Source organism: Asaia sp. VD9 (assembly GCF_037150015.1).
Lineage (GTDB): Bacteria > Pseudomonadota > Alphaproteobacteria > Acetobacterales > Acetobacteraceae > Asaia.
The window spans coordinates 113,783-140,767 of record NZ_JBBCQM010000002.1 but is presented as its reverse complement, the minus strand read 5'-3'; the positions used below and the strand labels follow the sequence as shown (position 1 = coordinate 140,767).

The 26,985-nt window shown below is 60.1% G+C and carries 20 protein-coding genes and 1 tRNA gene; 8 read left to right on the top strand and 13 right to left on the bottom strand.

The window, feature by feature from the left end; all coding sequences use genetic code 11:
* Window positions 1–49 precede the first annotated feature (49 nt).
* On the bottom strand, window positions 50–301 hold the full coding sequence (locus tag WFJ47_RS02995; protein WP_336760795.1) for a hypothetical protein: 252 nt from the start codon (window positions 299–301) through the stop codon (window positions 50–52).
* Complete coding sequence (locus WFJ47_RS02990; protein WP_336760794.1) at window positions 298–735, bottom strand: DUF2778 domain-containing protein; 438 nt, start codon at window positions 733–735, stop codon at window positions 298–300. Before WFJ47_RS02990 ends, WFJ47_RS02995 begins: the two co-directional genes overlap by 4 nt.
* Before the next feature lie 290 nt (window positions 736–1,025).
* Here WFJ47_RS02990 and WFJ47_RS02985 point away from each other — a divergent pair, with 290 nt between their 5' ends.
* The 3 genes from WFJ47_RS02985 (at window position 1,026) to WFJ47_RS02975 (ending at window position 6,259) form a co-directional block, all read left to right on the top strand.
* The gene (locus tag WFJ47_RS02985) at window positions 1,026–4,205 is read left to right on the top strand and encodes a response regulator (RefSeq protein WP_336760792.1); all 3,180 of its coding nucleotides are present in this window, start codon (window positions 1,026–1,028) and stop codon (window positions 4,203–4,205) included.
* A 32-nt stretch (window positions 4,206–4,237) separates the two neighbouring features.
* Window positions 4,238–5,065, top strand: a complete 828-nt coding sequence (locus WFJ47_RS02980; RefSeq protein ID WP_336760791.1) for a TerB family tellurite resistance protein — start codon at window positions 4,238–4,240, stop codon at window positions 5,063–5,065.
* 156 nt (window positions 5,066–5,221) lie between these two features.
* On the top strand, window positions 5,222–6,259 hold the full coding sequence (locus WFJ47_RS02975) for a sulfite exporter TauE/SafE family protein (RefSeq protein ID WP_336760790.1): 1,038 nt from the start codon (window positions 5,222–5,224) through the stop codon (window positions 6,257–6,259).
* Between the two features lie 38 nt (window positions 6,260–6,297).
* Here WFJ47_RS02975 and WFJ47_RS02970 read toward each other — a convergent pair whose 3' ends face one another.
* The gene (locus WFJ47_RS02970; protein WP_336760789.1) at window positions 6,298–7,449 is read right to left on the bottom strand and encodes an aldose epimerase family protein; all 1,152 of its coding nucleotides are present in this window, start codon (window positions 7,447–7,449) and stop codon (window positions 6,298–6,300) included.
* A gap of 360 nt (window positions 7,450–7,809) precedes the next feature.
* Between WFJ47_RS02970 and WFJ47_RS02965 the strand changes: the two genes are divergently transcribed.
* Both WFJ47_RS02965 and WFJ47_RS02960 read left to right on the top strand, forming a co-directional pair.
* A complete protein-coding gene (locus WFJ47_RS02965) occupies window positions 7,810–8,655 on the top strand; it encodes a VacJ family lipoprotein (RefSeq protein ID WP_127100608.1) in 846 nt (281 codons plus the stop codon).
* Between the two features lie 12 nt (window positions 8,656–8,667).
* On the top strand, window positions 8,668–9,285 hold the full coding sequence (locus tag WFJ47_RS02960) for a phospholipid-binding protein MlaC (RefSeq protein ID WP_127100610.1): 618 nt from the start codon (window positions 8,668–8,670) through the stop codon (window positions 9,283–9,285).
* Window positions 9,286–9,970: 685 nt separating this feature from the next.
* Here the strand turns inward: WFJ47_RS02960 and WFJ47_RS02955 are convergent.
* The 3 genes from WFJ47_RS02955 to WFJ47_RS02945 all read right to left on the bottom strand — a co-directional run bounded on the left by WFJ47_RS02955 (window position 9,971) and on the right by WFJ47_RS02945 (window position 12,397).
* Window positions 9,971–10,495: a GNAT family N-acetyltransferase gene (locus WFJ47_RS02955; protein WP_336760786.1), complete on the bottom strand. Its 525-nt coding sequence runs from the start codon at window positions 10,493–10,495 to the stop codon at window positions 9,971–9,973.
* Window positions 10,496–10,563: 68 nt separating this feature from the next.
* Window positions 10,564–12,243, bottom strand: coding sequence for an energy-dependent translational throttle protein EttA (ettA, locus tag WFJ47_RS02950; protein WP_023979103.1), 1,680 nt, complete (start codon window positions 12,241–12,243; stop codon window positions 10,564–10,566).
* 80 nt (window positions 12,244–12,323) lie between these two features.
* Window positions 12,324–12,397, bottom strand: a tRNA-Ile gene (locus WFJ47_RS02945).
* 166 nt (window positions 12,398–12,563) lie between these two features.
* Here WFJ47_RS02945 and WFJ47_RS02940 point away from each other — a divergent pair.
* The 3 genes from WFJ47_RS02940 (at window position 12,564) to WFJ47_RS02930 (ending at window position 15,227) form a co-directional block, all read left to right on the top strand.
* Window positions 12,564–12,869 carry a SelT/SelW/SelH family protein gene (locus WFJ47_RS02940; protein ID WP_127100616.1) on the top strand — a complete coding sequence of 102 codons (306 nt, stop codon included), beginning with the start codon at window positions 12,564–12,566 and terminating at the stop codon, window positions 12,867–12,869.
* Window positions 12,870–13,025: 156 nt separating this feature from the next.
* Complete coding sequence (gene ppa / locus WFJ47_RS02935) at window positions 13,026–13,547, top strand: inorganic diphosphatase (protein ID WP_127100618.1); 522 nt, start codon at window positions 13,026–13,028, stop codon at window positions 13,545–13,547.
* A 210-nt stretch (window positions 13,548–13,757) separates the two neighbouring features.
* Window positions 13,758–15,227: a carbohydrate porin gene (locus tag WFJ47_RS02930; protein ID WP_336760784.1), complete on the top strand. Its 1,470-nt coding sequence runs from the start codon at window positions 13,758–13,760 to the stop codon at window positions 15,225–15,227.
* 142 nt (window positions 15,228–15,369) lie between these two features.
* On the opposite strand, the gene WFJ47_RS02925 is transcribed toward WFJ47_RS02930, so the two are convergent.
* The 7 genes from WFJ47_RS02925 to WFJ47_RS02895 form a co-directional block, all read right to left on the bottom strand.
* Window positions 15,370–16,599, bottom strand: a complete 1,230-nt coding sequence (locus tag WFJ47_RS02925; protein ID WP_336760783.1) for a glycosyltransferase — start codon at window positions 16,597–16,599, stop codon at window positions 15,370–15,372.
* Window positions 16,600–16,824: 225 nt separating this feature from the next.
* Window positions 16,825–17,661 carry a hypothetical protein gene (locus WFJ47_RS02920; protein WP_233581935.1) on the bottom strand — a complete coding sequence of 279 codons (837 nt, stop codon included), beginning with the start codon at window positions 17,659–17,661 and terminating at the stop codon, window positions 16,825–16,827.
* Window positions 17,662–17,850: 189 nt separating this feature from the next.
* Window positions 17,851–20,805: a glycosyltransferase gene (locus WFJ47_RS02915; RefSeq protein WP_336760780.1), complete on the bottom strand. Its 2,955-nt coding sequence runs from the start codon at window positions 20,803–20,805 to the stop codon at window positions 17,851–17,853.
* Window positions 20,768–22,534 carry a tetratricopeptide repeat protein gene (locus WFJ47_RS02910; protein ID WP_336760779.1) on the bottom strand — a complete coding sequence of 589 codons (1,767 nt, stop codon included), beginning with the start codon at window positions 22,532–22,534 and terminating at the stop codon, window positions 20,768–20,770. The genes WFJ47_RS02915 and WFJ47_RS02910 overlap by 38 nt, the downstream gene beginning before the upstream one ends.
* 31 nt (window positions 22,535–22,565) lie before the next feature.
* Window positions 22,566–24,020 carry an HlyD family type I secretion periplasmic adaptor subunit gene (locus tag WFJ47_RS02905; RefSeq protein ID WP_336760778.1) on the bottom strand — a complete coding sequence of 485 codons (1,455 nt, stop codon included), beginning with the start codon at window positions 24,018–24,020 and terminating at the stop codon, window positions 22,566–22,568.
* A gap of 3 nt (window positions 24,021–24,023) precedes the next feature.
* Window positions 24,024–26,186 (bottom strand): peptidase domain-containing ABC transporter, encoded by a 2,163-nt coding sequence (locus tag WFJ47_RS02900; RefSeq protein ID WP_127100765.1) that lies wholly within the window; start codon window positions 26,184–26,186, stop codon window positions 24,024–24,026.
* A gap of 272 nt (window positions 26,187–26,458) precedes the next feature.
* Window positions 26,459–26,851, bottom strand: a complete 393-nt coding sequence (locus WFJ47_RS02895) for a hypothetical protein (protein WP_336760777.1) — start codon at window positions 26,849–26,851, stop codon at window positions 26,459–26,461.
* Window positions 26,852–26,985: the final 134 nt, after the last annotated feature.

Below are 26,985 nucleotides of genomic sequence, written 5' to 3'. Positions count from 1 at the left end.
GCCTCGATCCGTCGAGATCCGTCCCACCTCCTCATGCTGCCGATGTCATCTAGCCGCGGCGGCGGCCTATCAGCGCGCCTAGCCCCGTCACGATGCCATAAGCCAGAATGAGGCTGACGAGCATCATGGTCGCCATGATGATGCCGGCCTGACTCAGATCCAGACCGAGAGCGTCATTGATATAAAAGACGGGCGATAAAACCTTCCACCTTCGGCCTGACCAGGCAAAATAGTGATGGGTCGCATTGCCCAGAGCAAGATAGACAGCGACGGCGACTGGCAGGGTGATGAGCGCTTTCATTTGACTTCCAGCGTCCCGTAAGACCGCATTCCATTCAGGTAGGCAGGAGGCTGCGCGAGCAGGATCTCGCGCAGGCGATAGAAATCATGGGCATCGGGCAACGTGATGCATCCCTTGCTGATCCCCCAGAAGCCGACTGGATGCAGCCGGAATGCCCCACGCCTGATGCCGTCTATCGATGTCTGATCGTCTATGACGCCATCATCGCGGTAGAGGGCGAACCAGTCTTGACGATGGGTGCCCGCGAAGAAATCACCGACATGGTCCCTGACGACACCCAGCCGCCCCCCACATTGTCGATCGAGAATATGGTACAGCCCCCGCGGAAGAGGACCATTATTCCTGTTATTGGTCGCGGCAGGGCGATTGGTTAAGACGCCGGACCCGGAATAGGCGGGAAACGAACCAAATCCCGCGCAGGTAAGCACCGACACATCTTTCTCGTTGAGGTAAAATACGCAATGCGCGGGCAATCGAGTTCTCTCCGATCTTGATGCAAAACCTGTTTCTTATACTGGTCTTGTCTTTTGCATTTTCCTGATCGAAAAGCCATTGCGGGAGGACGTTAGACGCCTTTGTGCCAATCGTGATGCGGTTGAGTTCCGAGCCACTGAGCCGCCACTCACCCGATCGTGAGCGAACCCCTAGCCAATGACGATTGTTGTCGATATTTAACGACAACATCATCATGCTCACCTTTGTGACGCTGAGGCTTCATCGATCCATGACGTCTTGCCCATCTGGCGCTGCCACTTCTTCTGACAGCCTCGAAGCCTTCATTGAGGCCGAGATCACGCGTGGCAGTTTTGCAGACGAGCGCGCCATGATCGAAGCCGGGCTCACCCTGCTGCGTGAGAAAATGGCCAGCGCGGCGAAGAAGGAGGGGATCGCTTTTCCGCCTGCTGGCGGCCAATGCGGTGCGCTCATACGCGGACTTGACTGGACACAGCATGACGTCGGCCCGACACGCACATGGTCCGACCCGCTGAGAGCGACGATCACCAATATCGTCAACTCTCCCGTGGCCAAGATGCTGCTCTGGGGGCCGGAACAGATCCTGTTCTATAACGACGCCTTCAGTATCATCGCAGGGGACCGCCACCCCTGTGCGCTCGGAAGCTCGTTCGCACGGGCTTTCCCTGAACTCGATGACTGGGCAAGACCTTTTCTCGAAGCGGGGTTGCGCGGGGAGGCCGACAGTCTTCTCAATCGGAAGATCGCACTGAGCCGGAAGGATCAGATCGAGACGCTGATCCTCGATTTCTATTTCACCCCCGTCTACGAAACGAACGAAACCGCCGGGGGGGTGCTTTGCACCATCGTCAACAACACTGAACGTGCTCTTGCCGAGAAGCGTCTTGCCTCGAGCGAGGCCGAATTGCGGCGCGTGACCGATGCGACGCCCATGCTTGTCGCCTATGTCGACCGGCAACACGTCTATCGTTTTGCCAATGCGCATTATGAAACCTGGCTCGGCCTGCCGCTTGATCGCATCGTCAACCGGCCCGTGACCGAGGTTCTGGGCGAGCGCGTCTATCAGGACCGCCGCCCAGATCTGGAGCGCGCCTTGTCCGGCGATCATGTGGTGGCCGAAACACGACTGCCGCAACAGGACGGCACCTGCCGCCATACTGAATTCCGCTATGTGCCGCATCTCGCCGAGGATGGCTCGATACCCGGCGTGCATATTCTGGGCATCGATATCGAGGAGCGCACGAGACGAATCGTCGAAGTAGCCGCCAGCGACCGGCGCTTTCGTACCGCCATGCAGGCCGTCCACGGCGTACTCTGGACCAACAGCGCTGATGGCCGCATGACGGGCGAACAGCCGGGATGGGCAGCCCTGACGGGTCAGACCTATGAGGAGTATCAGGGATTTGGCTGGGCCAATGCCGTGCATCCCGATGATTCTGCCGCAACGGTAATGGCCTGGAACGCTTCGGTCTCGGCACGCACCATGTTCGTCCATGAGCATCGTGTGCGCAGCTGCGACGGTCAGTGGCGGAACTTCGCCATACGCGCCCTGCCCATTCTTGACCCGAGCGGCATCATTACCGAATGGGTGGGCGTTCATACCGACATCACCCATCAGCGCGCAGCCGAGGCTGCCTTGCGCGAGCACGCGGAAGATCTTGCCCGTCAGGTAAGGCATCGCCAGAGGGCCGAGGAACAACTGCGCAAATTCAACGAGACGCTCGAAAACCGGGTAATCGAGGAAATTGCGGAGCGCCGCCAGGCCGAGGCCCGTCTGGCGCAGGCCCAGAAGATGGAATCGATCGGCAAGCTCACCGGGGGCGTGGCCCATGATTTCAACAATCTGCTGCAGGTCATCAGCGGCAATCTGCAGTTACTTGGGCGCGATGTAGCCGGTAACGCACGTGCCGAGCGCCATATTGCCAGCGCCATGGGCGGGGTGCAGCGCGGATCGCGCCTGGCCAGCCAGTTGCTCGCTTTCGGGCGGCGGCAGGCGCTGGAGCCCAAGATCGTCAATGTGACGCGCTTCGTGCGCGGCATGGATGACATGCTGCGCCGCGCCATCGGCGAGGGGATCGAGATCGAGACTGTGGTGTCTGCCGGATTGTGGAATACGTTCATCGACCCCGCTCAGATCGAGAACGCGCTGCTCAACCTCGCCATCAACGCACGTGATGCCATGGAGGGTCAGGGCAAGCTCACCATAGAGCTGGGCAATACCCATCTCGATGATGCCTATGTGCGCCAGCATGACGACGTGAAGGCCGGCCAGTACGTGCTGCTCGCTGTCAGTGATACGGGTTCGGGCATGACGCCCGAGATCCTGGCGAAGGTGTTCGAGCCCTTCTTTTCCACCAAGGCCGAGGGCAAGGGCTCGGGGCTTGGTCTGTCCATGGTCTATGGCTTCGTCAAGCAATCGGGCGGTCACATCAATATCTACTCCGAACCCGGCGAAGGCACGACGATCAAGCTCTATCTGCCGCGTGCCATGGATGCTGAGGATGTCGAGATTGAGCACCATATGGGGCCGGTCACCGGCGGGACCGAAACCGTGCTCGTGGTCGAAGATGATGACGAGGTACGCGCGACGGTAGTCGAAATGCTGTCGGACCTCGGCTATCGCGTGTTGAAAGCGACCGATGCGGCCAATGCGCTCGTGGTGATCGAGAGCGGCATGCCCATCGACATCCTGTTCACCGATGTCGTCATGCCCGGTACGCTCAAGAGCCCGGAACTGGCGCGTCGTGCCAAGGAACGCCTGCCCGATATCGGGGTGCTGTTCACTTCTGGCTATACCGAGAACTCCATCGTCCATGGCGGACGTCTGGATGCCGGGGTCGAACTGCTTTCCAAACCCTACACGCGCGACGCCCTCGCCCGGAAGTTCCGCCACGTGCTTGGCAATCGCGCCCAGCGCAGTGCTGCTGAGACACGTGGCATTCAGACGTCAACGGGTAACGCGATGCCACCGGAGGCGACGCAGGAGGCGCGCGCGCCGTCACAGGCCCTCTGTGTCACAGTGCTGTTCGTCGAGGATGACCGGCTTATTCGTCAGACGACGACCGAAATGCTCAGGGACTCAGGGTATCTGACCGTTGAGGCCGCCGATTATGACGAGGCCCTGATCGTCCTGCAGACCATGCCTGTCGATGTGCTGCTGTCCGACGTGAATCTCCCCGGCAAATCGGGCAAGGAACTGGCCGAGCAGGCCAGATCCCTGCGTCCCGATATCGGGATTGTGTTCGCCACTGGGGACAGCCACGCGGTGCAGGGCGATCCTTCCGTGACGATCCTTCCCAAACCCTATGACCTGCCAGCGCTGATCAGCGCGCTGGGTAACTGCCTGCCGCGTCTCGCACCCGGTCGGGCTGCCAATGAGGAGAGGGATACCGCAGCGGGCAGTGCTGCGGATCGTCCGGCCAGCGTTTGAACTCCGCCCTGCCCTCATGCTACCGGTAGGTCATGGCATTCTGGGGTAAAATGTTCGGTGGTGTGGCCGGCTTCGCGGTAGGTGGGCCGATGGGCGCGCTCATGGGGGCAGCTCTGGGGCATGCGGCCGACCGGGGGGCGCTGCTCGAGACGCCTGCAGGCGGCTGGCATGAGCACTGGCGTACCAAGGGCGCACCTGACCCCAATGGCGCTGCCTTCATGGCCGCTGCCAAGATGTCCACCCTGCTGGGCAAGACCGACCAGCTCTACGCTATCGGTCTTGTCGCGCTCTGCGCGAAGATGGCCAAGATCGATGGTCCCGTGAACAAGGCCGAGATCTCTACCTTTCGCTCTCTCTTCCAGTTCCCGGCCGATAACATGCGTGAGGTCGGCATGCTGTTCGATCGGGCACGCGACCGGACCGATGACTACGAGATGTATGCCCGCGAGCTCGGTAAGGGCTTTGCCAAGGATCGCGCGCCACTCGAGCAACTCCTGATGGCGCTGTTTGTCATTGCCCGTGCCGATCTTCCTCCGGGCGCGCCGCTCCATCCGGCGGAGACCACATTCCTGCAAAAGGTGCATGCAGCATTCGGCCTGCCTCCCGGCGCGTGGGACAGGGCGGAGAGTGGGCGCTCAGGCTCGGCAAGCAACGAGAACGACGCCTATGTCGAACTCGGACTCACGCGCTCGGCTACGGATCAGGAAGTGCGCACCCGCTGGCGCGTGCTGATACGCGAACATCATCCCGATGTGCTAAGCCAGAAAAACCTGACCCCCGACGCCATGGCCAAAGCCGCCGATCGCGTGGCGCGCATCAATGCGGCCTGGGACAGGATCAAGCGCGATCGCAAGCTTTGAGCTTGCGCCCTGCCATCAGCACAGCACCTCGCACCCTCCCCCGCCGCAGGCAGACATGATTTGTCAGATAGCTGCGAATAATTCTCAGCTAACCTCCCGGACCGAAACTCCCGATGCCGCGAGACATAGGGGACCACGGAAACGGAAAGCCCTGCAATGCTGCTCGTCCTGCTCCTTTTCATCCTGTCCTGTGCCGCCTTCACCATCTCCTCGGTCGCTGGGGGTGGGGCCGGGCTCGTCATCATGCCCGTGCTGGGGTTGATGCTGACGGCGTCGCGCATCCCGGCGGCCCTCTCCATCGGCACGATGATCAGTACGACAGGCAGAATCGCGACATTCCGGCGCGCCATCATGTGGCGCGTGGTGCTTCTGTTCCTGCCCGCAGCGCTGCCAGCCGCCGCTTTGGGGGTGTACTGCCTGCGCCTCATGCCACCAGTCTATCTCGAACTGCTTCTGGGACTGTTCCTGAGCGGCAATGTCTTGCTTCTCCTGCGCCCGCAGGCAACGATCCAGCCCGATCCTGCCTGCTGGCGCAGCCTGCCCATCATCGGTTTTGCAGCCGGCTTCATCTCGGGATTCACGGGCGCAACGGGCCTCCTGTTCAACCGGTTCTACCAGAAGCTCGGCCTGCAGAAAGAAGCCATCATCGCCACACGCGCCGCCAATGAGGTGCTGCTTCACGCAATCAAGCTGGTGCTCTATGCGCGTTTTGGCCTGTTCGATCATTCCGTGCTCGTGGCCGGGCTGGTTGTCGGGGCCTCGGCCATCGTCGCGCTTCAGGTAACCCGTCTGGTTCTACCCCTACTGACCCACGCCCAGTTCTGCCGCATCGGTCACGCAGCCGCCGCCGTGGCCGGAATGTTCATGCTCGGCAGCGCCGCTCATCAGATCGCGTTGAAAGATGCCATGTCCCTCAGCTATGGCCGCGCCCATGGCGAAACCGAACTGGCGATGACCTGGCGCAGCCACAGAGTAGCGCTCGAACTCGAACGCCCTCTCGAACTGGAGGTAAAGCATCGCGTCGCTCTGGCCTCAGATCCAGGATCGGGACGGCATGGCGCCACATTGACCGTGCTGCATCTGGCAGCGGATCGCGGCGTGTTCGTGACGCGGCGTGTTCTCGGAGGTCATGACGGGAAAAGATGGGGGGGCGATGGGGCGTTCGGTCACCCTCACCACCGCCATGATGCGTGATCTGTGCCCCGAAAGCGGGGCACAGGCATAAGACCGGCTCAGCGTGTCCCGAGCTTGAAGATTGTCGTATAATCGAAGTGCTGACCCGGGCGGAGTTCCGTAGTCGGGAACGCGGGGTGGTTGGGGCTGTCCGGATAATGCTCGGCCTCGAGCGCGACAGCGTCAGTCTGACGATAGGCGCGATGCGAAATGCCCGCGTATTTTCCGGTCAGTGAGTTCGAGGTGTAGACCTGCAGACCGGGCTGGTTGGTCGATACCTCAAGCGTACGCCCCGAAGCCGGGTCGAAGATCACCGCAGCCGGGCGGGGTGCCTTGCCATAAGCGCCATCCACCACCCAGTTATGGTCATAGCCACGGGCGATGAGCATCTGCGGGAAATCGCTGCGCAGGCGATCGCCGATGCGCATGGGCTTGCGGAAATCGAGCGGCGTATTCTCGACTGGAGCAAGTTCGCCCGTCGGAATCGAGGTGCCGTCAGTCGGGGTATAGCGCGCAGCATTCACCTGCAGCACTTCATTCTCGATCGAGCCCGAGCCTTCGCCATTCAGGTTCCAATAGGAATGATTGGTCAGGTTCAGAACGGTCGGCGCGTCGGTGGTCGCCTGGTAATGCAGGCTGAGCGCGTTGTTCTCATCAAGCGTGTAGGTCACGTTGGTGGTCAGTGTGCCGGGGAAGCCCTGATCGCCATTCGGACTGACGAGACGCAGTGTAACCGACGCACCCTTGGCATTCTTCTTTGTATCGACCAACGTCCAGACATGCTTGTCAAAACCCACCTTGCCTCCATGGAGCGCGTTCGGCGGATCGGTCAGATCGGTATGGTAGCTCTTGCCATCGATGGTGAACGTGCCATGCGCCAGACGATTGGCGTAACGGCCGATCATCGCGCCGAAGAACAGGCCGCCCTGTGCGGAGTCCTTGGTATAACCGTCGAGCGTGCCGAAGCCGAGAACGAGATCCTGCACATGACCGGAACGATCCGGCGCCTCGACAGACTGGATGATTCCGCCGTAGGTGATGACCCGGACGGTCATGCCATGATCGTTGGTCAGGGTGACGATCTTCACCTCCTGACCTGCAGGGGTCTGGCCCCAGGATTGTACCGTCACAGCGGGCGCTGCCTGCGCCGCACCGTCCATTAACCCGGCAAGCGCCGCCACACATACGGCGCTCTTAACTAATGCTCTCATGGACGAGGTGCTTCCATCTGTTGATTCGGGGCCACACTGATCGGAGAAATGCTCTGTGTCAAAGTATATAAAGCCTCTCTTCGCCAACCGCGGGCCTCTTCAAACGCTAGAGAGACAGCATGAGTTGGCATCTACGGTCTGGCGTCTGGCAGACATCGTGCTAGAAAACCACGATGCTGCGTCTCTTAAGGGACAGCACGCGCCTCTTCTCCCCTAGGGTGGTTGGTGTCATGCTGCGCTTTCGGGTGACGCGAGAAAGTAACGAGACCGGGGCTGGATGCCAGCTTCGTACAAAACGATCGTGGGCAGGTGCGCAGTTTCTGGCGCGACCGAGCGCGCTGACACGACTTGGGGATTGCGATGACCGCACCGCTAGGTGATTCCGATAACCGGCAAGACGCCGGATCTGCCGTCGAGAGCCGAACGACACGGCAGGAGAAGCGCAAGGGCGGCCGTCTTCTTGTCGGGCTGACAGCCCTTCTTTCCCTGAGCGCCTGCGCGAGCTGGCGTAACCCGCCCCCGAAGGATCCGGAAGCCCTGGCGGATTACAAGGAAGCCAACGACCCCTACGAGCCGGTCAATCGCAAGATGTACGGCATCCAGATGTGGGCCTATCATCATGCCCTGCGCCCGGTGGGCAAGGCCTGGGCCTGGGCAGTGCCCAAGCCGATCCGCAACTCGATCGATAACCTGAACCAGACCTGGTACATGCCCACCGTCTTCTTCAGCGATGTCGGTGCAGGCAAGCCGCGTCGCGCCGGTGACGATTTCATGCGTTACGTCATCAACATGACGCTGGGCGCCGCCGGTTTCATCGATGTCGCAACCTCGCTCGGTTATCCGCACCATGACAGCGATCCCGGGCTGACGCTGGCCACCTGGGGCGTTCCGAGCGGTCCGTATCTCTTCCTCCCCGGCCTTGGCCCGAACACCCTGCGCGACGCAGGCGGTTACGCCATTGCTCAGGGCCTGTCCCCGATCAACTATGTGCCTCGTGGCTACGGTCTCCTGACTTTCAACTGGGCGTATAATATCGCTGGCGTTCTGGGGGGCTTTTCGAGCCATATTGACGAGATCGATCAGGTCGAACAGGATTCGCTCGATCCCTACGCCTTCATCCGTAGCGCCTGGCAGCAGAACCGTGCCAGCCAGGTCGAGACCATGCGCAACGACCACCGGGCGACCGTGCCGGACTGGTACAATTAAGGACCTCCCGACATGCTCAAGACCTGCCTCTCCTTTTCCCGCCGCACGGCTCTGGGTGTCCTGACCACGGCACTTGTTTCGGTAGCGGCCCTGTCCAGCCCTGCTCATGCGGAAGATGCTCAGGGCTTTGTCACCTCTTTCGGCGGCAAGCTGGTCGGGATCATCAACAGCGACAAATCCCTGTCCGAGAAGCGCGCCGAAGTGCTGCCGCTGCTGCAGGATAACGTTGATATCGCCACCATCGGCAAATTCTGCCTGGGGCGCTACTGGCGCACCGCGACGCCTGAACAGCAGGCACAGTATCTCAAGCTGTTCCATCAGGTTCTGGTCAATGCGGTAACCGACAAGATCGGCGATTATCGTGGCGTCAGCTTCAAGGTCACCGGCACATCCAATACGCCCAACGGCGAACTGGTCAGCGCGCAGATCATGCGTCCGGGCCAGCCCGTCGCCGATATGGGCCTGCTGATTGCCCATGATGGCGGCATGAAGATTGTCGACATGATCGGTGAAGGCACAAGCCTGCGCCTGACTCAGCGACAAGACTATAGCTCCTACCTCGCGCGCAATGGCGGCAATGTCGCCACGCTGATCAGCGCTCTGGAGCGTCAGCTCTCCCACCGTCACTGACGGTAACGCCTTCTTCCGCCGGGTCGCGCACCCCGCGGGAGAAGGTTTGAACGTCCCTGAATCGCGAACGTGACGTGTCAGTGTGGCTATGTGGATGCCCTTGAGGCAATCCCGGAAGACTCTGCGAGTCACGACCCAGATCCTACTCCCCGTGCCGGATGATCATGCATCTGCCCCCTCCCCCTTAACCGCGTAAGGGTGCCCTAGGGCTCTTGGCGCTCGATCCATTGGCGGTCAGGGATAACTGTCGGAGCCGTCGACAGATCATGTGCCTCATGGACTATGGGGGTTGGTTCGCCATGCTTACGGCACCTTCAATCGTGCGCGTCTCGCCGGAATAGAGGCTTCCCGTGCCTCGCCAATTTCCTGCCCATTCAAGGCATCCCATGATGCGATGCTGCTTATCGGCCCGCGATACAAAGCTTGTGCCATCGCGCAGGGAGTCGAAGCGCGAGCAGATCACCGACCCTCCCCCTTCATCCTGCGCGCGCACCCATGCCCTACGCCTCACGCTAGGCTCGGGTCTAACCGGATCAAGACAGGATAGCTGCACCTGCGTATCACGCTTATGCAAAACTGCGCCGAAGGACCGGCAGCGGATTGGAAAGCGTTATCAGTGGCTGAAGGAGTGCTGCGCAACGCGCAAAGGGGAACATCGTCCGGACCGAGCAGCCCTCGTAACGGGTCATATCCGAGTGGTGGAATCCGGGATGTCCTGCGTGATCTCGTAAACAAGCATCAGATAACCGTCGCGTTCGAAGCTTTCGACATGATGCATACCGATACTGCCCAGCACGATGCGCGAAGCCATATTGTCCTCGCGGGTCACGCCGACGATGCGTTTCACCCCGGCATCGAGAGCGAAACGCATGGCAGCGGCAGCGGCTTCACGCGCAATACCGCGCCCCGCCGCTTCCGGCACAAGTGCGAAACGCAGCCCGAGACCGCGCCCATCCGGACGCTCATGCAGCCCCGTAATTCCTACGAAGCGATCATTCTCGCGAATGGTGAAAATACCGATGCCACGCTTTGCCCAGAAAGCGAGGTCATCGGCCATTTCGTCCTCGACCTGCCTGAGCGAGCGAACCCCGCCCAGCATGCGCCCAAATGAAGCGCCATTGGTCTTTAGACGGATCATGTCCTGCATGTCGTGCCAGGAGACCGGCTGCAGCACGAGCCGCTGGGTCCGTATCTGGCGCCCAAGGGTCATGGCACTGACCCCTTTCCGACATCGACAGGAGAGATGTCAGAGAAACGCCACTCCGACATCCTCATCCCTTAGCGCGCGATGGGACGATACTTGATACGGCTCGGCTCGGTCGAATCCGGGCCAAGGCGGCGACGCTTGTCTTCTTCATAATCCTGGAAGTTACCCTCGAACCATTCGACATGGCTATCACCCTCGAAGGCGAGGATATGCGTCGCCAGACGGTCGAGGAACCAGCGATCATGCGAGATGACCACGGCGCAACCGGCGAACTCGGCCAGAGCATCTTCAAGCGCGCGCAGCGTGTCGACATCGAGATCGTTTGTCGGTTCGTCGAGCAGAATGACGTTGCTGTCCTTCTTGAGCATCTTGGCCAGATGCACGCGGTTACGTTCACCACCCGAGAGCACACCGACGCGCTTTTGCTGATCGGAGCCCTTGAAGTTGAAGGCCCCGACATAGGCGCGTGACGGCACCGTGCGCTTGCCCAGCTGGATGACATCCGTGCCGCCCGAGATTTCTTCCCAAACCGTCTTGCTGTCATCAAGCGAGTCGCGTGACTGATCGACATAGCCGAGCTTGACCGTGTCACCGATCTTGAGCGCACCACCATCCGGCTGGTCCTGACCCGTGATCATCTTGAACAGCGTGGATTTACCCGCACCGTTCGGCCCGATCACACCCACGATGCCACCCGGCGGCAGCTTGAAGTTCAGGCCGTCGATCAGCAGTCGATCGCCAAAGCCCTTTGAGAGGTTCTCAGCCTCGATCACAGTGCCGCCCAGACGGGGGCCGGGGGTGATGACGATATCGGCCGTGCCACCGGCACGCTCCTGACTGGCGGCCAGCATTTCCTCGTATTTGGTGATACGGGCCTTGCTCTTGGCCTGACGGGCCTTGGGCGAGGCACTGATCCATTCCTGTTCGGCGGCAAGGGCGCGCTGGCGCGAGCTCTCTTCCTTCTCCTCCTGAGCAAGACGTTTGCGCTTCTGGGTCAGCCAGGAGGAGTAATTGCCTTCGAACGGATAGCCGCGACCGCGCTCGATTTCGAGAATCCAGTTCGTGACATTGTCGAGGAAGTAGCGGTCATGGGTGATGACCATGACGGTGCCCTGATAATCGCGTAGGGTCTTTTCGAGCCAGGCCACGCTCTCGGCATCGAGATGGTTGGTCGGTTCGTCAAGCAGCAGCAGGTCGGGCTTTTCGAGCAGCAGGCGGCACAGCGCCACGCGACGGCGCTCACCACCGGAAAGCATGGTGACAGGGCTATCGGCAGGCGGGCAGCGCAGGGCTTCAAGAGCGATCTCAAGCTTGCGATCGAGCTCCCAGCCGTCGCCAGCGTCGATCTTTTCCTGCAATTCGGCCTGTTCGGCCAGAAGGGCAGTCATTTCATCGTCGGTCATCGGCTCGGCAAAAGCCATCGAGATCTCGTTGAAGCGATCCACTGCGTGCTTCAGGTCACCGAAACCGAGCGCCACGTTCTCACCAACGGTCAGGGACTCGTCGAGCTTGGGCTCCTGCTCCAGATAACCGATGCGTGCGCCTTCCGCGCCCCAGGCCTCACCGCCATATTCCTTTTCAATGCCCGCCATGATCTTGAGCAGCGTCGATTTACCGGCACCGTTCACACCGAGCACACCAATCTTGACGCCGGGAAGGAAGGATAGGGTGATGCCCTTGAAGACTTCGCGCCCCCCGGGATAGGCCTTCGTCAGGTCCTTCATGACATAGACATACTGATAGGCGGCCATGACGGATCTCCTGATGAAATGGTCGGTCGGAAAAGACGAGAACGCGGCTCGAGTGCGCTCCGTTCTGGAGCGAAAACCCCTGCGCCCGGCAGGACTCGAACCCGCAACCAAGCCGTTATGAGCGGCCTGCTCTAACCAATTGAGCTACAGGCGCACAGGTTAGGCTCGAAATCGCGCAATTCCCGCCGTTTTGCAAGACGGCGCGGCAAAGAAATCCGTATTCGCCCCAAATTTGCAATGTTAGGGAAATCCTGTGTCGGGTCGCCTGGGATAGGCGACCCGATTATCCTTCACAGCCTGCTGCAGCGGGAATACGCCCCATGTCGACACAGCCCTCCCCTCCCGATCGCGATCCCAAACCACGCGTTGCGATCCGTTACTGCACGCAATGCAACTGGATGCTGCGCTCCGCCTGGATTGCACAGGAATTACTCTCGAGTTTCGGCACCGATCTCGGTGAGGTCGCGCTGGTGCCGGATACGGGAGGGCATTTCAGTATCACGGCGGGTGACGTGCTCATCTGGGAACGCAAACGCGATGGGGGCTTCCCTGGCCCGAAGGACATCAAGCAACGCTTGCGTGATGTCATCGCCCCGGAGCGCGATCTTGGTCATGTGGACCGATGAGAAACGGGGCATGATGACGCGTATAGAACACATCAAAACGGAAAAAAGTGGCGATGTTAACAATATGTCCGGTACATAACGTTACCGCGTCTGTGCAGCGTCCTGTCAAACCGCTAGGATCGCACCATAAATGCAACCCTTCCAGGAAATGAAGTGATGGACGTCACCAAAATCTCCCCCGGCAAGTCTGTTCCCGACGACATCAATGTTGTCATTGAGATCCCGCAGGGTTCTTCGGTCAAGTATGAGGTCGATAAAGAGAGCGGCGCAGTTTTCGTCGACCGCTTCCTGTTCACCCCGATGAACTACCCGGCAGCCTACGGCTTCATCCCCAACACGCTGGCCGCAGACGGTGATCCGGCTGATGCTCTCGTGCTGGCTCCCGGCCCGATCGTTCCCGGTGCGGTCATCCGTGCACGTCCGATCGGCATGTTGAAGATGGAAGACGAAAGCGGACAGGATGAAAAGATCATCTGCGTGCCGCATGACAAGATCCATACGCAGTACACTGATGTAAAGACCATCAATGATCTGCCGGAAATCACGCTGAAGGCCATCGGACACTTCTTCGAACGCTATAAGGACCTTGAACCCAACAAGTGGGTGAAAGTCTCGGGCTGGGAAGGCCCGGAAGAAGCCAAGAAAGCCATCATCGCAGCTCTTGAAGCCGCCAAGTAATCGGCCTGCGCTGTAATAAACAGTGACCGGAAAGACACAGCGTCCTTCCGGTTTTCTGTATCACAGGGCTGTGAGGCGTTATCCTGCCTTGGTCATGTTGCCAAATCTAAATCATATGTAATAAAAGGGTCATGTTGGGAACAGGAAGCGCTCCTATTCCCTCAAAGCACTGGAACCCTGCGTTATCCATCCGACTGGCGGACTGCCCTCATGTCTCTTCCCCGTACTTCCCTAAAGGCGCTGGGTGTCGTCACCTCAGCTCTCGCTACGTTCTCTGCCATCCCGTCGGCCCAGGCGCAGTCGCCTCTGGCAGGTGGTGCTCCAAACGGAACGGGCCTTGCTCCTGCCGTGCGCGTATCGAGCCCGATCGGCAGCGTCAATCTTCAGAATTCTACCGTGCCGCCCCTACCCCATCCTGAGGCGATCTTCGATGATCCCTGGGGCTGGAACACCTGGCTGCGTCAGCATGGTGTGGCCATCCTGCTCGACACGACCAATGAATTCGCCGGTGCCATTACCAGCCCAACAAAGGGTCTCGGTCTCCGCCAGGGCAGCAGTAATGCCGGTCAATACGGCTTCGAAAACGATATCGACTGGGAAAAGCTTGCCGGTATCCGCGGCTTCTCCACCCATGCCGTTTTCGTTGGCCGTTACGGCATTCCCGCCAGCCGCATGTTCGGCGATAATCTGAATCCCAGCCAGGAAATCTACGGCGGTGGCGGCAACGTGGTCGTCCATCTCGTTTATATCTATGGCGAGGAGACACTGTTCAACGGCCATCTCGATATCGCGGCCGGTCGTATTCCGCTTCTGACCGACTTCTCGTCGAACCCGCTGTATTGCAACTTCATGAATAATGCTTTCTGCGGTAATCCGAAAGCATCTTCCGACAATACCAGCCATTCGTCCTATCCGGACTCGAACTGGGCAGCCCGAGTCCGTGTTCGTCCCTCACAATACACCTATATTCAGGCCGGCGTTTACTTCAACACGATGGGCATCTACGGCGTGAAGCAGATGCGTACGGGCTTCAAGTGGAACGGCGCGGACATCAATGGTGAGGCCGCACCGGTCGAAGCCGGATGGGAACCCATCTTCGGCAAGGACAAGCTGCCCGGTCACTACAAGATCGGTGGGATCGTCGATACCGCACCGCATCCCGATGTACTGTATGATCTGAACGATAATTACTGGGCCGTGACAGGTCAGGCCCGCAAGGTGCATAACAACTCGTGGTCGGCCTATGCACTGGCTGACCAGATGATCATGCGCCACAAGGGCAATGGCCCTGATGCCGGCATTACTCTGCTTGGCGTGTTCTACAACAACTCACCCGTTACCCAGACCCGTGAGCGTCAGTTCTCTCTCGGTGTGCTCGACCGTGGTTTCTGGAAATCCCGCCCGCTCGATGCCTGGGGCGTGAACTTCAGCTATATCCAGGTCTCCAAGAAGGTGAAGACAGCCCAGCAGATTCAGCAGAGCCTTGGCTATCAGACCCTTCTGAACGGATCTTTCTTCCCGCAGACCAACGGGATGGTGATCGAAGCCATGTATCAGATCCGTGTCTGGCGCGGCATCACCTTCGCTCCTGACTTCCAGTATTTCATCCGCCCCGGTGCGCAGCAGGGCCTAAAAGACGCGGCAGTTCTGGGCTTCAAATCCCATATCGAAATCTTCTGATTACTTGCTGGCCCGAAAGGGCCGGTATCCCGAGCGCGATTGGGCCTAGTCATCTCGGGCCTGATCATCGACGGCAAAAAGGCCGGGTCGCTGAAGCGATCCGGCCTTTTTTCACATCTGGATTCCCGGTCGCTGGCGACCCTCAGGCCTGGCCTACAATCGACGCGATCAATCTGTCATAATTGGCGAGATAATGATCGAGGGACAGGGCATTCTCCGCAAATTGACGCGCGTTTTTGCGAAGCCTGCGCGCAAGCCTGCGGTCCTCAAGTATCTCAAGAATGGCGCGCGCAATGGCGTCAGGCTCCAGGAAGGGAGCCAAAAGCCCGGTCTGCCGATCACTGATGAATTCCTCGACCGAGGCTGTCTCGCTACCGATCAGCGCACAGCCTGTCGCCATGGCCTCACGCAACGACCAGGAAGCGACGAACGGGTAGGTCAGATAGACATGCGCGTCGGATCGCTTGAGGGCGGTACGGAAGGTGTCGTAATCGACTTTCCCGAGGAAATGCACGCGATCCAGATCGATCCGGGACGCCACTTCCTTGAGGAACAGATCGCGCCAGCTCCCCACCTCGGCCGGAGGGGGAGCGCCATAGCTCGTGCCGTCGCCCCCGATCAGAACGATACGCGCATCCGGTCTTTCCTCCAGGACGGCAGGGAGGGCGCGCAAGAAGCTGTGGATGCCGCGATAAGGCTCCAGATTACGTGCCACGAAGGTGATCAGCTTGTCCTTCGGGCTGATCACGTGCGGACCGATCACCACCTCTCCTTTGAAGATGGCAGGATCTGGCGCACAAAGATCGAGATTGACCCCTTCACGGAGCAGGGTGATCCGCTCCTGTGCCCAGTCGGGGTAGGTACTGCGCTGGAACAGTGTCGGGGTCTGGCCATACTGATTCAGATTCAGCGCCAGAAGATTGATAGCATTCTTGACCCGAACGGTGGGGAACAGATCGGTTCTCGGCGGGAATTCCGGATCGAAATCGACGTCATTTCTGTCGGTATGATAGAAGAACTCAAAGTATCCCAGGATAGGTGTCGAGGGATAAACATCGACGATATTGAGCAGTTCACCCCATCCGTGGTGGCCAATGATGATATCGGGGGTATAGCCAAGACTTTTAAGCGTTGCCGCCGCGCGGGCCACCGCCTCTGCGCGGATGAGACCGAGTTCCAATTCACGGAGCGAAGGATGGGTGTGCGCGGAAACCTGCCGATCCTGACGATAGAGGACACGGCGCACACCTGGAAGATGGCCTTCATTGGCCTCCGAGATGAAAACGATCTCATGGCCGCCCTGCTCATGCAAATGTCGGACCAGATGGAGGAACTGACCCGGGAAATTCTGATGCACGAACAGGAAACGCACGATCGGGAGACTTTCAGATAGTCGTTCATCATGAAGCTGGGGTCACCGGATTCGGTCATCCGATGCTCCTGCGTCGAAACGATCCTACCCGATTTCGGGTAACCCTTCACAGGGACGGACCGCCACGGCCTCAACATGAGAGGAGAGGCCAGCCCCTGTGAAGGATCCCGGCCCTTTCAGCCCTTGGGCCGGGGCGCGTTGCGTCCCTTGCCCGATCGGCTTGGATCAGCCCGCCTGTCCCTTGCGACGGCTCGGGCTCTTCTTGCCCGCCTTGGCAACGGCTGATGCGCTATTCTTGGGGACAATCGCGATATGGAAGGCTTCCAGCGGCGCAAGAGACTCTGCCTCAAGCGCCTCACCTCCGGCCACCGGACCGAGACGGGTGCCGTCGGTAAAGCTCGCACTGACGGCGAGATCGAATTTGTCCTCTGCCCCGTTCTTCAGACGAACGCAAAGCCCGAGAATAGGCAGGGCCATGCCGCGCGATCCGCAATACTGACCGGCCTCCGCCCAGGGAGAGAGCCAGCCCTTGCCCAGCACGGCCTGATACTCGATGTCTTCCGGCGCGATCAGGCTCTGCGGAGCAATCCCGAATCCCTCGATCCAGTTATGGCTGCCTGGTTCACCCATCCACTCGCCGATCTGGGCAAGCACGTCACCGCGACGCTGTATATGGGCTGCGAGCTCCGGTTTGGCATCGCTCTGCGGGGCTGCAGCAGCTTCTTCCTGAGCGCCCGAGGGAGCGGCCGCCGCGGTGGAAGCCGAGGGCTCATTGGAAAGTCGCGCGACCTGAATGCCCGGTGCGGGCATCGTGCTGTCAGGGGCCTGATAGGTCGTGACAAGAATCTGGGCCGGACCGCGCGCGATGCGAACAAGAGCCGCGCCAGCACCAGCGCCGCGCGTGCTGCTGATCAGCCCGTCATCCTCGAAAGTCTTGATCGTGACTACACCTGCCGGCATGTTCGGTGCCTGCGTCACACTGACAGCCGGATAACCGTTAACGCAATGCGCCGCCTGGTCGGGGGGCAGGAACACGCAGAATAATCCTGCGTCGAAAGTCATCAAGGATGCATGAACCTTGAGTTGGACAACCTGTTCCTTTCCGGAGGAAGTCACTGCATTAGACATCTGTATTTGTCCATCATTGATATAGGCTTGCTCAAGAGATGCTGGCCGGAATAAGCCTTTTACATCTCATACGATCGTTAAACTTGTATAACAGCTGTGGCCTTACGGTAAAAGTGCCGAGGCTCAATGTGATAAGTGTAGCAGCAGATTACTAAGTAACGGCACGGGCATTCCAAGCGGCACGACGGCGCCCTGTCCGGACTTCTGAATACGTTCGGATTGCGCGCCAATATCGAAGCTCACGGCACGCAGCCCCGCTTTCCAGATGTTCGACAGGGCAAAACACCATGTCTCGGGCCAGAGAGAGGGGATCAGACCCAGACTGCAATCGAATTCGCGGATCAGATCCGTCGCCTCATCCTCCTTGTATTCCCCTGTGATCAGCACGTGCCCCGTTGCCATCAGACGATCATCGTCAATTGTGTAGCCGACGATGACATAATCCAGGGGCAGGTCGCGTTTGGCCGCCTCTTCCGCCAGTTGAAGCACGATTTCGTATCCTTTCTCACGACCGATTGCGCCGGGAATACAGATACGTTTGCGCGCCCGGGCCGTGCCCGCTGAAACACGCGGATCAAGCGGGGCCAAAGGCGCCTCGAAGGGTTGCAGACTGATTTCGAGCCCGGGGAAATGGCGGGCCATCCGCCTTTTGAGATCATTGGACCCTGCGATGACCTGACGTGCCTCACGCAGGGCGCGATCGGACTGGGCCACGAGTTCCGCCACGGACAGATGCTCCTCCACAAGAGCCCCCTGCTGCGCCACGCAGGAGACACAGCCTGCGAGGGCGGGCTCACCGCAATAATGTCCATTGGGGCCAATCAGACAGATACGCGGACAAAACCAGACATAATCATGCAGAATGATGTCCCACTTCATGCCCAGAGCGGAAGCGAGATCATGCATGGCCGGCGCATGGCCGATCAGGTGATGCCACTCGAGACGCTCGGCCTTCATGCGCTTCAGCACTGCGACGAAATTGAGCCATTCATGCGGAAGGTCGAAAATGAGATTGGCCGTGTCTCCCCCACAATCCTCGATCCGGCATCCTCTTTCATGGGGGCGCAGGATCAGAACCTGACTTCCCTCCGCCTGAGCCTTGCGCAGACGATGCTGGACCACACGCTCCACACCGCCCCCCGAATCATGCGTGACCATGATAAGACACGAGCGCGCCTTGGCGCGGCGGATGATCATGCGGACAAGCCCCGCATTACGGCGAACGGCCCCCAGGGGATCGGATTTGACGAATGCGGCGATCGTATCCTCATAGCCTGGGTGGCGGCAATTCAGTAGGCGCAGATTACGCTCCAGCAGCAGGCTGCGCGTCCGGCCAAATGAGACAGATCCTATGTGCAGAACGAAGAGATCACTCGCCGCGATATGGCGCCACCCCAGGGCACTGGCACGACAGCAGAAATCATTCTCCTCTCCGTAGCCTTGCGCAAAGAGCGCGACATCGAGCAGACCTGTCTGCACGAGGCAATCCCCTCTTATCCCCATGCAAAATCCGATACCTGTAGGCAGATCGACCGGCTTCTGTCGGGGCAACGAGGCAAAGATCCTGTCGAGCGCCCTCGCCTGGGCCAGATCCGGCGTCGGATTCGGTTTTTCGACCGAGGGGTAGGACAAAATAGTCGCATCATTCGAGAAGGGCGTGACGGTTCCGATCTTTTCTCCCACATCGAACCAGGCGCGCAGGCGTGCCAATCCCCCCTTCGGAAGGAGCGCATCACTGTTGAGGAGAACAACGTCACGCCCGCGCGCCTGCTCCAGACCGGCATTGGCGCTCGCCGTGAAGCCCAGATTTTCCTCATGCCTGACGAGAGTAATCCGCCCGCCCTGTTCGAATTGGTCGAGCATGGCGCTAAGCGCCTCTTCGGGTGAGGCGTCATCTATGACGAGGCATTCCACATCGTCGCCCGCCTCCCTGAGCACCGCCTCGATGCAGCGTCGCGTGAGCGCAGCATCCCGGTAGGCGGGTATGATGACAAGACATCCTGACGCGCGGCCCGGCAGTGGCCGTGCACCCTCCGGCCTGCGCGCTGAAGGGGCTGCAGTACAGGACGATTTACCCGGCGGAGGATCGAGCATCGCAATCACGGCGGGGCCGAGCGGGCTACCCGTCAGCGCCGTGCCATATCGGTCCCTGAGGGTGATGATCCCCTCCGGCAGGGCGTCAAGCGGCAGCCCGAAATGACGGGGGCGTGCCAGAGGCTTGTCGAGATTGACCCCCTGCTCGATCTGGGACGCCGTCAGATCGATCATCTCCCCGGCGACCTCGATCACGGCATGAGGCGTGAAATCCGGATCTGCCGGATACCAGATCCATCCTTCGAGATGGTGATTCCTGACAGTGACGAATCCCTGAACCTGACGAATGGCGGGCAAGGCGATCGGGCTGCCATAGAGCGGCCTTCCGTCACTTTCGACCACCAATCGGCGCGCCTTGCGCCATGTTTCCGGCAGGGAAAAAGGCAGGGCGACATCCTGGGCAACCAGCCCATCATCAAGCCGGATTGTTACCGGGCCCGGACAGACGCCGAATACCTCCCCGGCATTGCTGGTTGCGCACCAGCCGTCAAACCCGGCATGGCGGGCGAAGACGTCAGCCCAGCTGAATACCTCGGGCGAGGGCGCGTAGTGCCCCAGCATCCTGCCGAACAACGCGACGGCTTCATCCCATTGACCGAGATGAGACAAAGCGATCGCCCGCCCGACCAGTGCCTTGCGCATGATGAATCGCTCAGCGATCCATGCCATCCGCTTCGCGGCGTCCTGCCAACGGCCCGCCGCCAGAAGCGCCATCGCATAGGCGAAGATGACATTGGGCTCATGACGCGCCATGCGCGCGGCCCGGCCGAGCCAGTAGACGGCCTCGTCCTTTCTGCCCTTTTGACCGGCCTCGGTCCCGCGGCGATAGGAATCCTGCGCCTTGGCGTCATGCCATCTTTGCCAGTTCTCCCGATCTTTGGCCGTGACGACATGTCCATAACCGGAGGCTACGGGGCGCGGACGCCGCGAGGGGGTATTGCGCCTCTCAGGCACGCGAACCCATGCGTCGATCGAGCTTGGCAAGCTCCTCCTGGGCTTCGGCCACGCCTTGAGAATGGGCACGCTCCAGCCACAAGCGCGCCTCGATCGGATTGACCTCTCCGGCCAGGCCGCGTTTCAGATACCGCCCGAGCATGAGTTGTCCAAGGCCATGACCGCATTCGGCTGCGCGCCTGAACCAGAGCTGCGCCTCGCGCCGATCGGCCGGCACTTCATGCCCGCCTCCCAGCATGGCCCCCACAGAGAACATGGCCTCGCTGCTGCCAAGCGACGCAGCGTCTTTGTAAAGACCGAGCGCATAGGTGTGATTGCGCCCCCCTACCGCATGGCCAGAGACATGCAACTGGGCCAGAAGCGTCATGGCCTCGACCATCCGCGCCTGCGCCGCCTTTTCGAGCCATTGATGAGCCTGCGCCATATCAGGCGGAACACCGCGCCCCTCAAGATACATGCGGCCCAGCCAGTACTGCGCATTGATCACGCCATCGGCGGCGCGCTGCATCCAGAACAGCGCACGCGTGTCATCGCGCATGGTCCCCACGCCTTCGGCATAGCAGACCCCCAGATTGAAGGCGCCGACGAGATCGCCCTCCTCAGCCGCCTTCAGGAAGCGCGCCTGCATGGCCTGCCTGTCTTCTTCCGTGCCGATGCCGGTCAGAGCCAGATTACCCAGATCCGCGTCGGCCACGCGATCCCCGCACTCTGCCGAGATACGGAACCACCTGGCTGCTTCGTCGGGATTACGCGCGACCCCTGTTCCTGTAAGGTGCAAAAGTGCCAAGCCACGGGCGGCGGCCCCATGCCCCAGCTCCGCCGCGATCTGGTACCAGGTCGCCGCCTCGAGATAATTCGGCGCCATATCATCGCCGCGGATATGCAGGTCGCCCAGCAAGGCTGCTGCTTCGGCATCGCCCGACATGGCTGCGCGGCGCAGCCAGGTTTCAGCCCGGTCGAGGCGACGCTTGACGCCCTTGCCCTGCAATAGATAGAGCGCAATACGGGTCTGCGCAGCGGTAACACCACGCTCGGCAGCTTTCTCGAAGTAATGGGCGGCCCTGGCGAAATCCTGATCCTGGCCGACACCCTGCTCATTGATCCAGGCAAGATAATAGTAAGCCGTCGCGAGCCCCGCCTCGGCAGCGTGGCTCAGCTCGATCGTACCCTGCTGGCGATCCGCCTCGGAACGGGGCCAGGTATGCATGGCAATACCCAGGCCCAGATGCCCCTGGGCAGAGCCCGCCGCAGCGGATTTCTCGTACCAGCCTCGCGCCTGATCCAGATCGCGCAGATCATCCGGTCCGTTCGTCAGCACATAACCGATAAGCGCCTGAGCGTCGGGGCTTCCTGCCTCCGCTGCAAGACGGCCCCATCGGGCTGCATTTTGCAGATCGGGAATGCGCCTCGCTTCGGTCGCATCCGTTTTCTCGGTCAGGATTGCCCCACGATTCTCGTCGAACCCTTCAGGGAAACCCATGAGATAGAGCGTGGCCAGAATGAGCTGAGCCTGAACATGCCCGGCCTCGGCGGCCTTTCTCGTCCAGCGCGTGCCCTCCTCCAGGCTTGGGGGCGTGCCCCATCCCTCGAGATAGGCCTTGCCCGTGCGATACTGAGCCTCGACGCTCCCTTGCTGGGCCAATTGTCCCAGCTGGGCAAAGCCGCGAACCGCATCCTCGCCGGACTCGATCTGACTGATCGCGTTCTTGAGTCTGGCCTCACGCGAAACGATGCCTGCCAGACGTGTCTTCAGTGCCAAACCGCTCTCCCTCCCGCTCGTCCTTACGGGGTCATGACGGCTCCCGCAGGCCGGTAGTTGCCGCCGGTATCGCCTTGCTGAAGAAATACTGCATCATGGTGCGCTTGCCGACCTGGATATCAGCCGTGACGGGCATGCCCGGCGTCGGATGGAAGAAGCTCGGGACACCATGCAGCGTATAGCGATCGATCCGCAGACGCACGCGATAGAAGCCCGATTGCGACGGATCCTGATCCCCTGCCGGGGGCTCACCCGAAGCTGCACTTTTCATATCGCCTGCCGTGAAGGCATCGGCGCTGATCAGACGCACCGTGCCATCCGCCCCGCCATATTGCGTGTAGGGGAAGGTCTGAAACTTCAACAGCGCATGATCGCCCAGCTTGACAAAGCCTGCATCATTGCCGCGAAGCACCGCCTCCATCTCAAGCGCAGCTCCCGTTGGCACGATAGCCATCAACATCTGACCCGGAGATATGACCGAACCTACCGAAAGCTTGGCAATATTCAGGACCACGCCATCATCCGGAGATCTTAGTTCGACAAGCTTGTTACGCAACTCGGCTTTCTTGTATTCGCCAATCGCATCATCGGCGTGATGCTGTACCTCGGCGAGCTGGGTATAGATCTGCCCTTTCCAGTTCTGCACATAGGCATCGCGTTCCGCCTGGGTCGCTGCCAGTTTGGCCTTCGTGGCCGAAGCCGTCTGCTGGGCTTCGATCTGCGCGCGTTCGGCATCCATGAGTTCGCTTTGAGCCGCGAGCGTGGAAAGCTTGCTCCCCACCTGATCTGCCTGAAGGCGCCGGCGCATCTGAAGCACTTCATTCGCCACGCGTCCACGGCTCTGATGCATCGCAGCGCTGGCGAGTGAACCAGTCATCTGGCTCTGAAGAGCCGCTATTTCCTGATCGTATTGATTGATCTTTGCTGTGTACTCGGCGCGACGGCGCTCGAATGACGCAGCCTCACGCACCGAATAGCTGTTGTTCAGATCAGGCGTGTAAGCCTTGCCCTCGGCCTCGGCATGCAGACGATCGATTGTTGCGACATAGGAATCACGCTGTGCCTTGAGATTGACGATATCCGCCTTCGAGAGTGTGGGGTCGAGATGAGCAAGAACCTGACCCTTCTTCACATACTGCCCCAGCTCAACATCGATCGAACGAATGATCGAGATTTCCAGCGGCTGGATGACCAGATCGCGATCGACAGCAACCAGACGTCCGGGCGTGCTCACCACCTTATTGAGCGGGAACACGGAGGCTGCGGTCAGACTTGCAACCATCAGCGCGCCGACGATCCAGATGATATAGCGCGCCGTAGCCGTGGGGGGCAGGTTGACCAGCGCCGCACTGGGTGAGTGAAATTCCAGGAGTGCGAGGGGCATGCCCTGCTGCGCAAAGGGATCATCGGCCGGGCGCGGGATATGCTGCTCGACTTCCTTGTGATCTTCGGTTCCGTTTTCCGGAACGATATCCTTGTTGCTCATGGCTTATTCCTCATCCATCAGCATGGGATCATCTTGGGGACCGGCATTGGCGCTGCGCGCACTGTGTTCATGCCGGTTCTGTTGCATCCAGAGCATGCGATAGATCTCACAGCGTTCCAGGAGCACCGCATGGGGGGCCACATCCACCACCTTGCCCTTGTCCATGACGCAAATCTGATGGCAGTCCACCAGCGAGGAGAGACGGTGCGAGACGATCACCATCGTGCGACCCTTGCCGATACGCTGCAGGTTGGCATTGACCAGAGCCTCGCTCTCGGGATCGAGTGCCGAGGTCGCTTCGTCGAGGATCATGAGCTTGGGATCGCTGATCACCGCACGGGCAATCGCGAGGCGCTGTCTCTGACCGCCCGAGATATTCGTCGAGCCTTCTTCGATCGCGGTATCATAACCCGCAGGCATGCGATCGATGAACTCCTCGGCACCCGCCAGACGCGCTGCGCGGATCACGTCATCCATCGTATAGCCAGGCCGCCCGGCCGTGATGTTGTCACGCACGGTACCGCGGAAGAGGAAGTTGTCCTGAAGCACGACACCGAAGGAGCGACGCAGATGGCTCAGATTGATCTCGCGCAGTTCGACGCCATCGAGGCGCAGATAACCGGTATAATTCCGGCTAACCCCCTGCAACAGGCGCGTCACGGTAGATTTGCCAGAGCCTGAGCGTCCGACGAGGCCCAGCATCGTACCAGCCGGAATTTCGAAATTGACGTCGTTAAGCGCCTTGATGGTGGACCCGGGATAACAGAAATCCACCTGCGTGAAAGAGAGCGCCCCCTTGATCGGGGGGCGTAGCCCCGAAGTCAAGGCCTTGGTCTCGGTGGGCTGGTTCAGCACCAGCCCTGCCTCACCCAGCGACGTCATGACTTCGTTGACGTCTTCCAAAATCTTGGCCAAGCCAACCAGAGGCGCCGCGACGCGACCCCCGAGCATCATGAAGGCCATGAGAGCGCCGGGTTGGATGGAACTCGATCCTGTCAGGATCAGATAAGCCCCAACCAGAATGATACCGCGATTGATGAACATCTCGAGCGGCATGACAAGGGTGGAGGGCCAGCTCTGCATACGACCGGCAGCGAGCTTCCAGCGGATTACATCGGCCGTTGTCTCGTCCCATTTCTCCCGTCGGGTGGGTTCCAGCGCCAGCGTCTTGACGGTGCGGATACCGGCCACTGTCTCATACAGCACCGAACTGCGCTCCATCTCGGCGCGGATGAGGCGGTTATACACGCGCGTCATGGGCGGCAGGAAGATCACGATGATCAGCCCGATCAACCCGGCACAGGCCACAGTCAGCCAGGCGAGCGTGGCGCTCATATAGAAGAGCAGCGGCAGGATCACGAAAAGCGTGAACATATCCAGGAAGGTCGACATGAGCTTGCCGGTCAGGAAGTCACGTACCTTGTAGATCGCCATATAGCGACCGAGAATGCGCCCGGTCTGCTCACGCTCGTAGAATTCGAGGGGTAGAGCCAGAAGTCTGCTGAAGGCGTGCAGCGAGATACGCGTATCGACGCGGGTGGTCAGCACAAGCATGAGCTCGCGCCGTCCATAGGTCAGCAGGACCTCGTAGAAACTCAGGATCAGGACGATGGCGGTGATCGAGACCAGCGTCGACATCGAATGGTAATTCACCACGCGATCGATAACCTGCATGACGATCAGCGCTGGGAAAATCTGCAGGATAGCCAGAACCATCGAGGCGAAGAGCACATCGCGCAGCGAGTTCTTCTCGCGCATGACGATGCGTACGAACCACATCAAATCGAAAGGCGCATCGGCCTCGGAAAGGTCACGACGGCGTTTGATGAGCAGGATATCGCCTGTCCAGACCTGAGAGAGACGCAGCTCATCCACGGCCACAGGTACGCTGCCATCATCCCCAAGGGGGTCACGCAGCCAGACGATGTTGCGCTCCGGATCGGCACGCACCATCAAGGCCGCCGAGCCATCGCGGAACATCAGCACGATCGGCGGCGTATTCTGCATACGCACAAGAAAGCGCCATTTAATGCGCATTCCCTTCGCCACAGCCCCGTTTTCATTGAGCCAGCGTGCGAGAGAAGCAGGGGAAGGCGATGATTCACCAGGTTCCGCAGCGAAGTCACGGATATCCAGATCGAGCCCGTGATATTTGGCGGCCGCCATGGCGGCGCGCAGCCGGATATAGACTGGATCCTGGGTCTCGCTGTCCGCAGCGACGCCATCACGATGCTTCACGAAGCTTCCTCTTGCTTACCTCTGAGCCGCCCGGATTCCAGGACGCCAGAATGAGATGGGATCACCGCCCCAGATCGGGCGCACCCTTTCATCCTCGACCTGAACTTGTAGAAATCACGGAACCGCGCCCCGAAACCCCTCTTATTCCCTTAACGATACTGTGTAAATTCCTAAGAGGATGATGAAAAAATACATAGAATTTAAAATTCGTATCGCGCCATGATCATTCCATCACTCTTGAGCTTGGCTCTGACTTCATTTTCCGCGCCTCCGTTACAGAGACAGATTACAAAGCCGAAGTCGGGACAGGCACCGCGCACATGATCAAGGAAGAGTTGATGCAGAGCCGTGATCAGAGGATCCCGCCCGCCGCAGCACCCGCAAAAACGTCCATGCGCCCCATACCCGGGCATCATCGGGGCGACTGACCTCCTCAGAGCCCAGTCCGGCTCGTCCGGCGGGAAGATGCCCTCAGCCGTCATGCCTCCCCCATAAGAGAGAAAGGCCCCCTCGCGACGACGCGCCTGCCACGGCATAGCGAGCGCCCGAGTGTTAGTGATCAGGATGAGCGGGATACGACCGCCTGAAGACATGGCTGAAGACCCTCCCTGTTCGCCATGGACATTTATACGTATCGATCCCTACTCTGGACAGAATCCATTGCCTCTGAAAAAAGCGGGCTGCCGCGACCTCCCTGGCGGCGCAATCCCGATCGTGCCCGATCCGA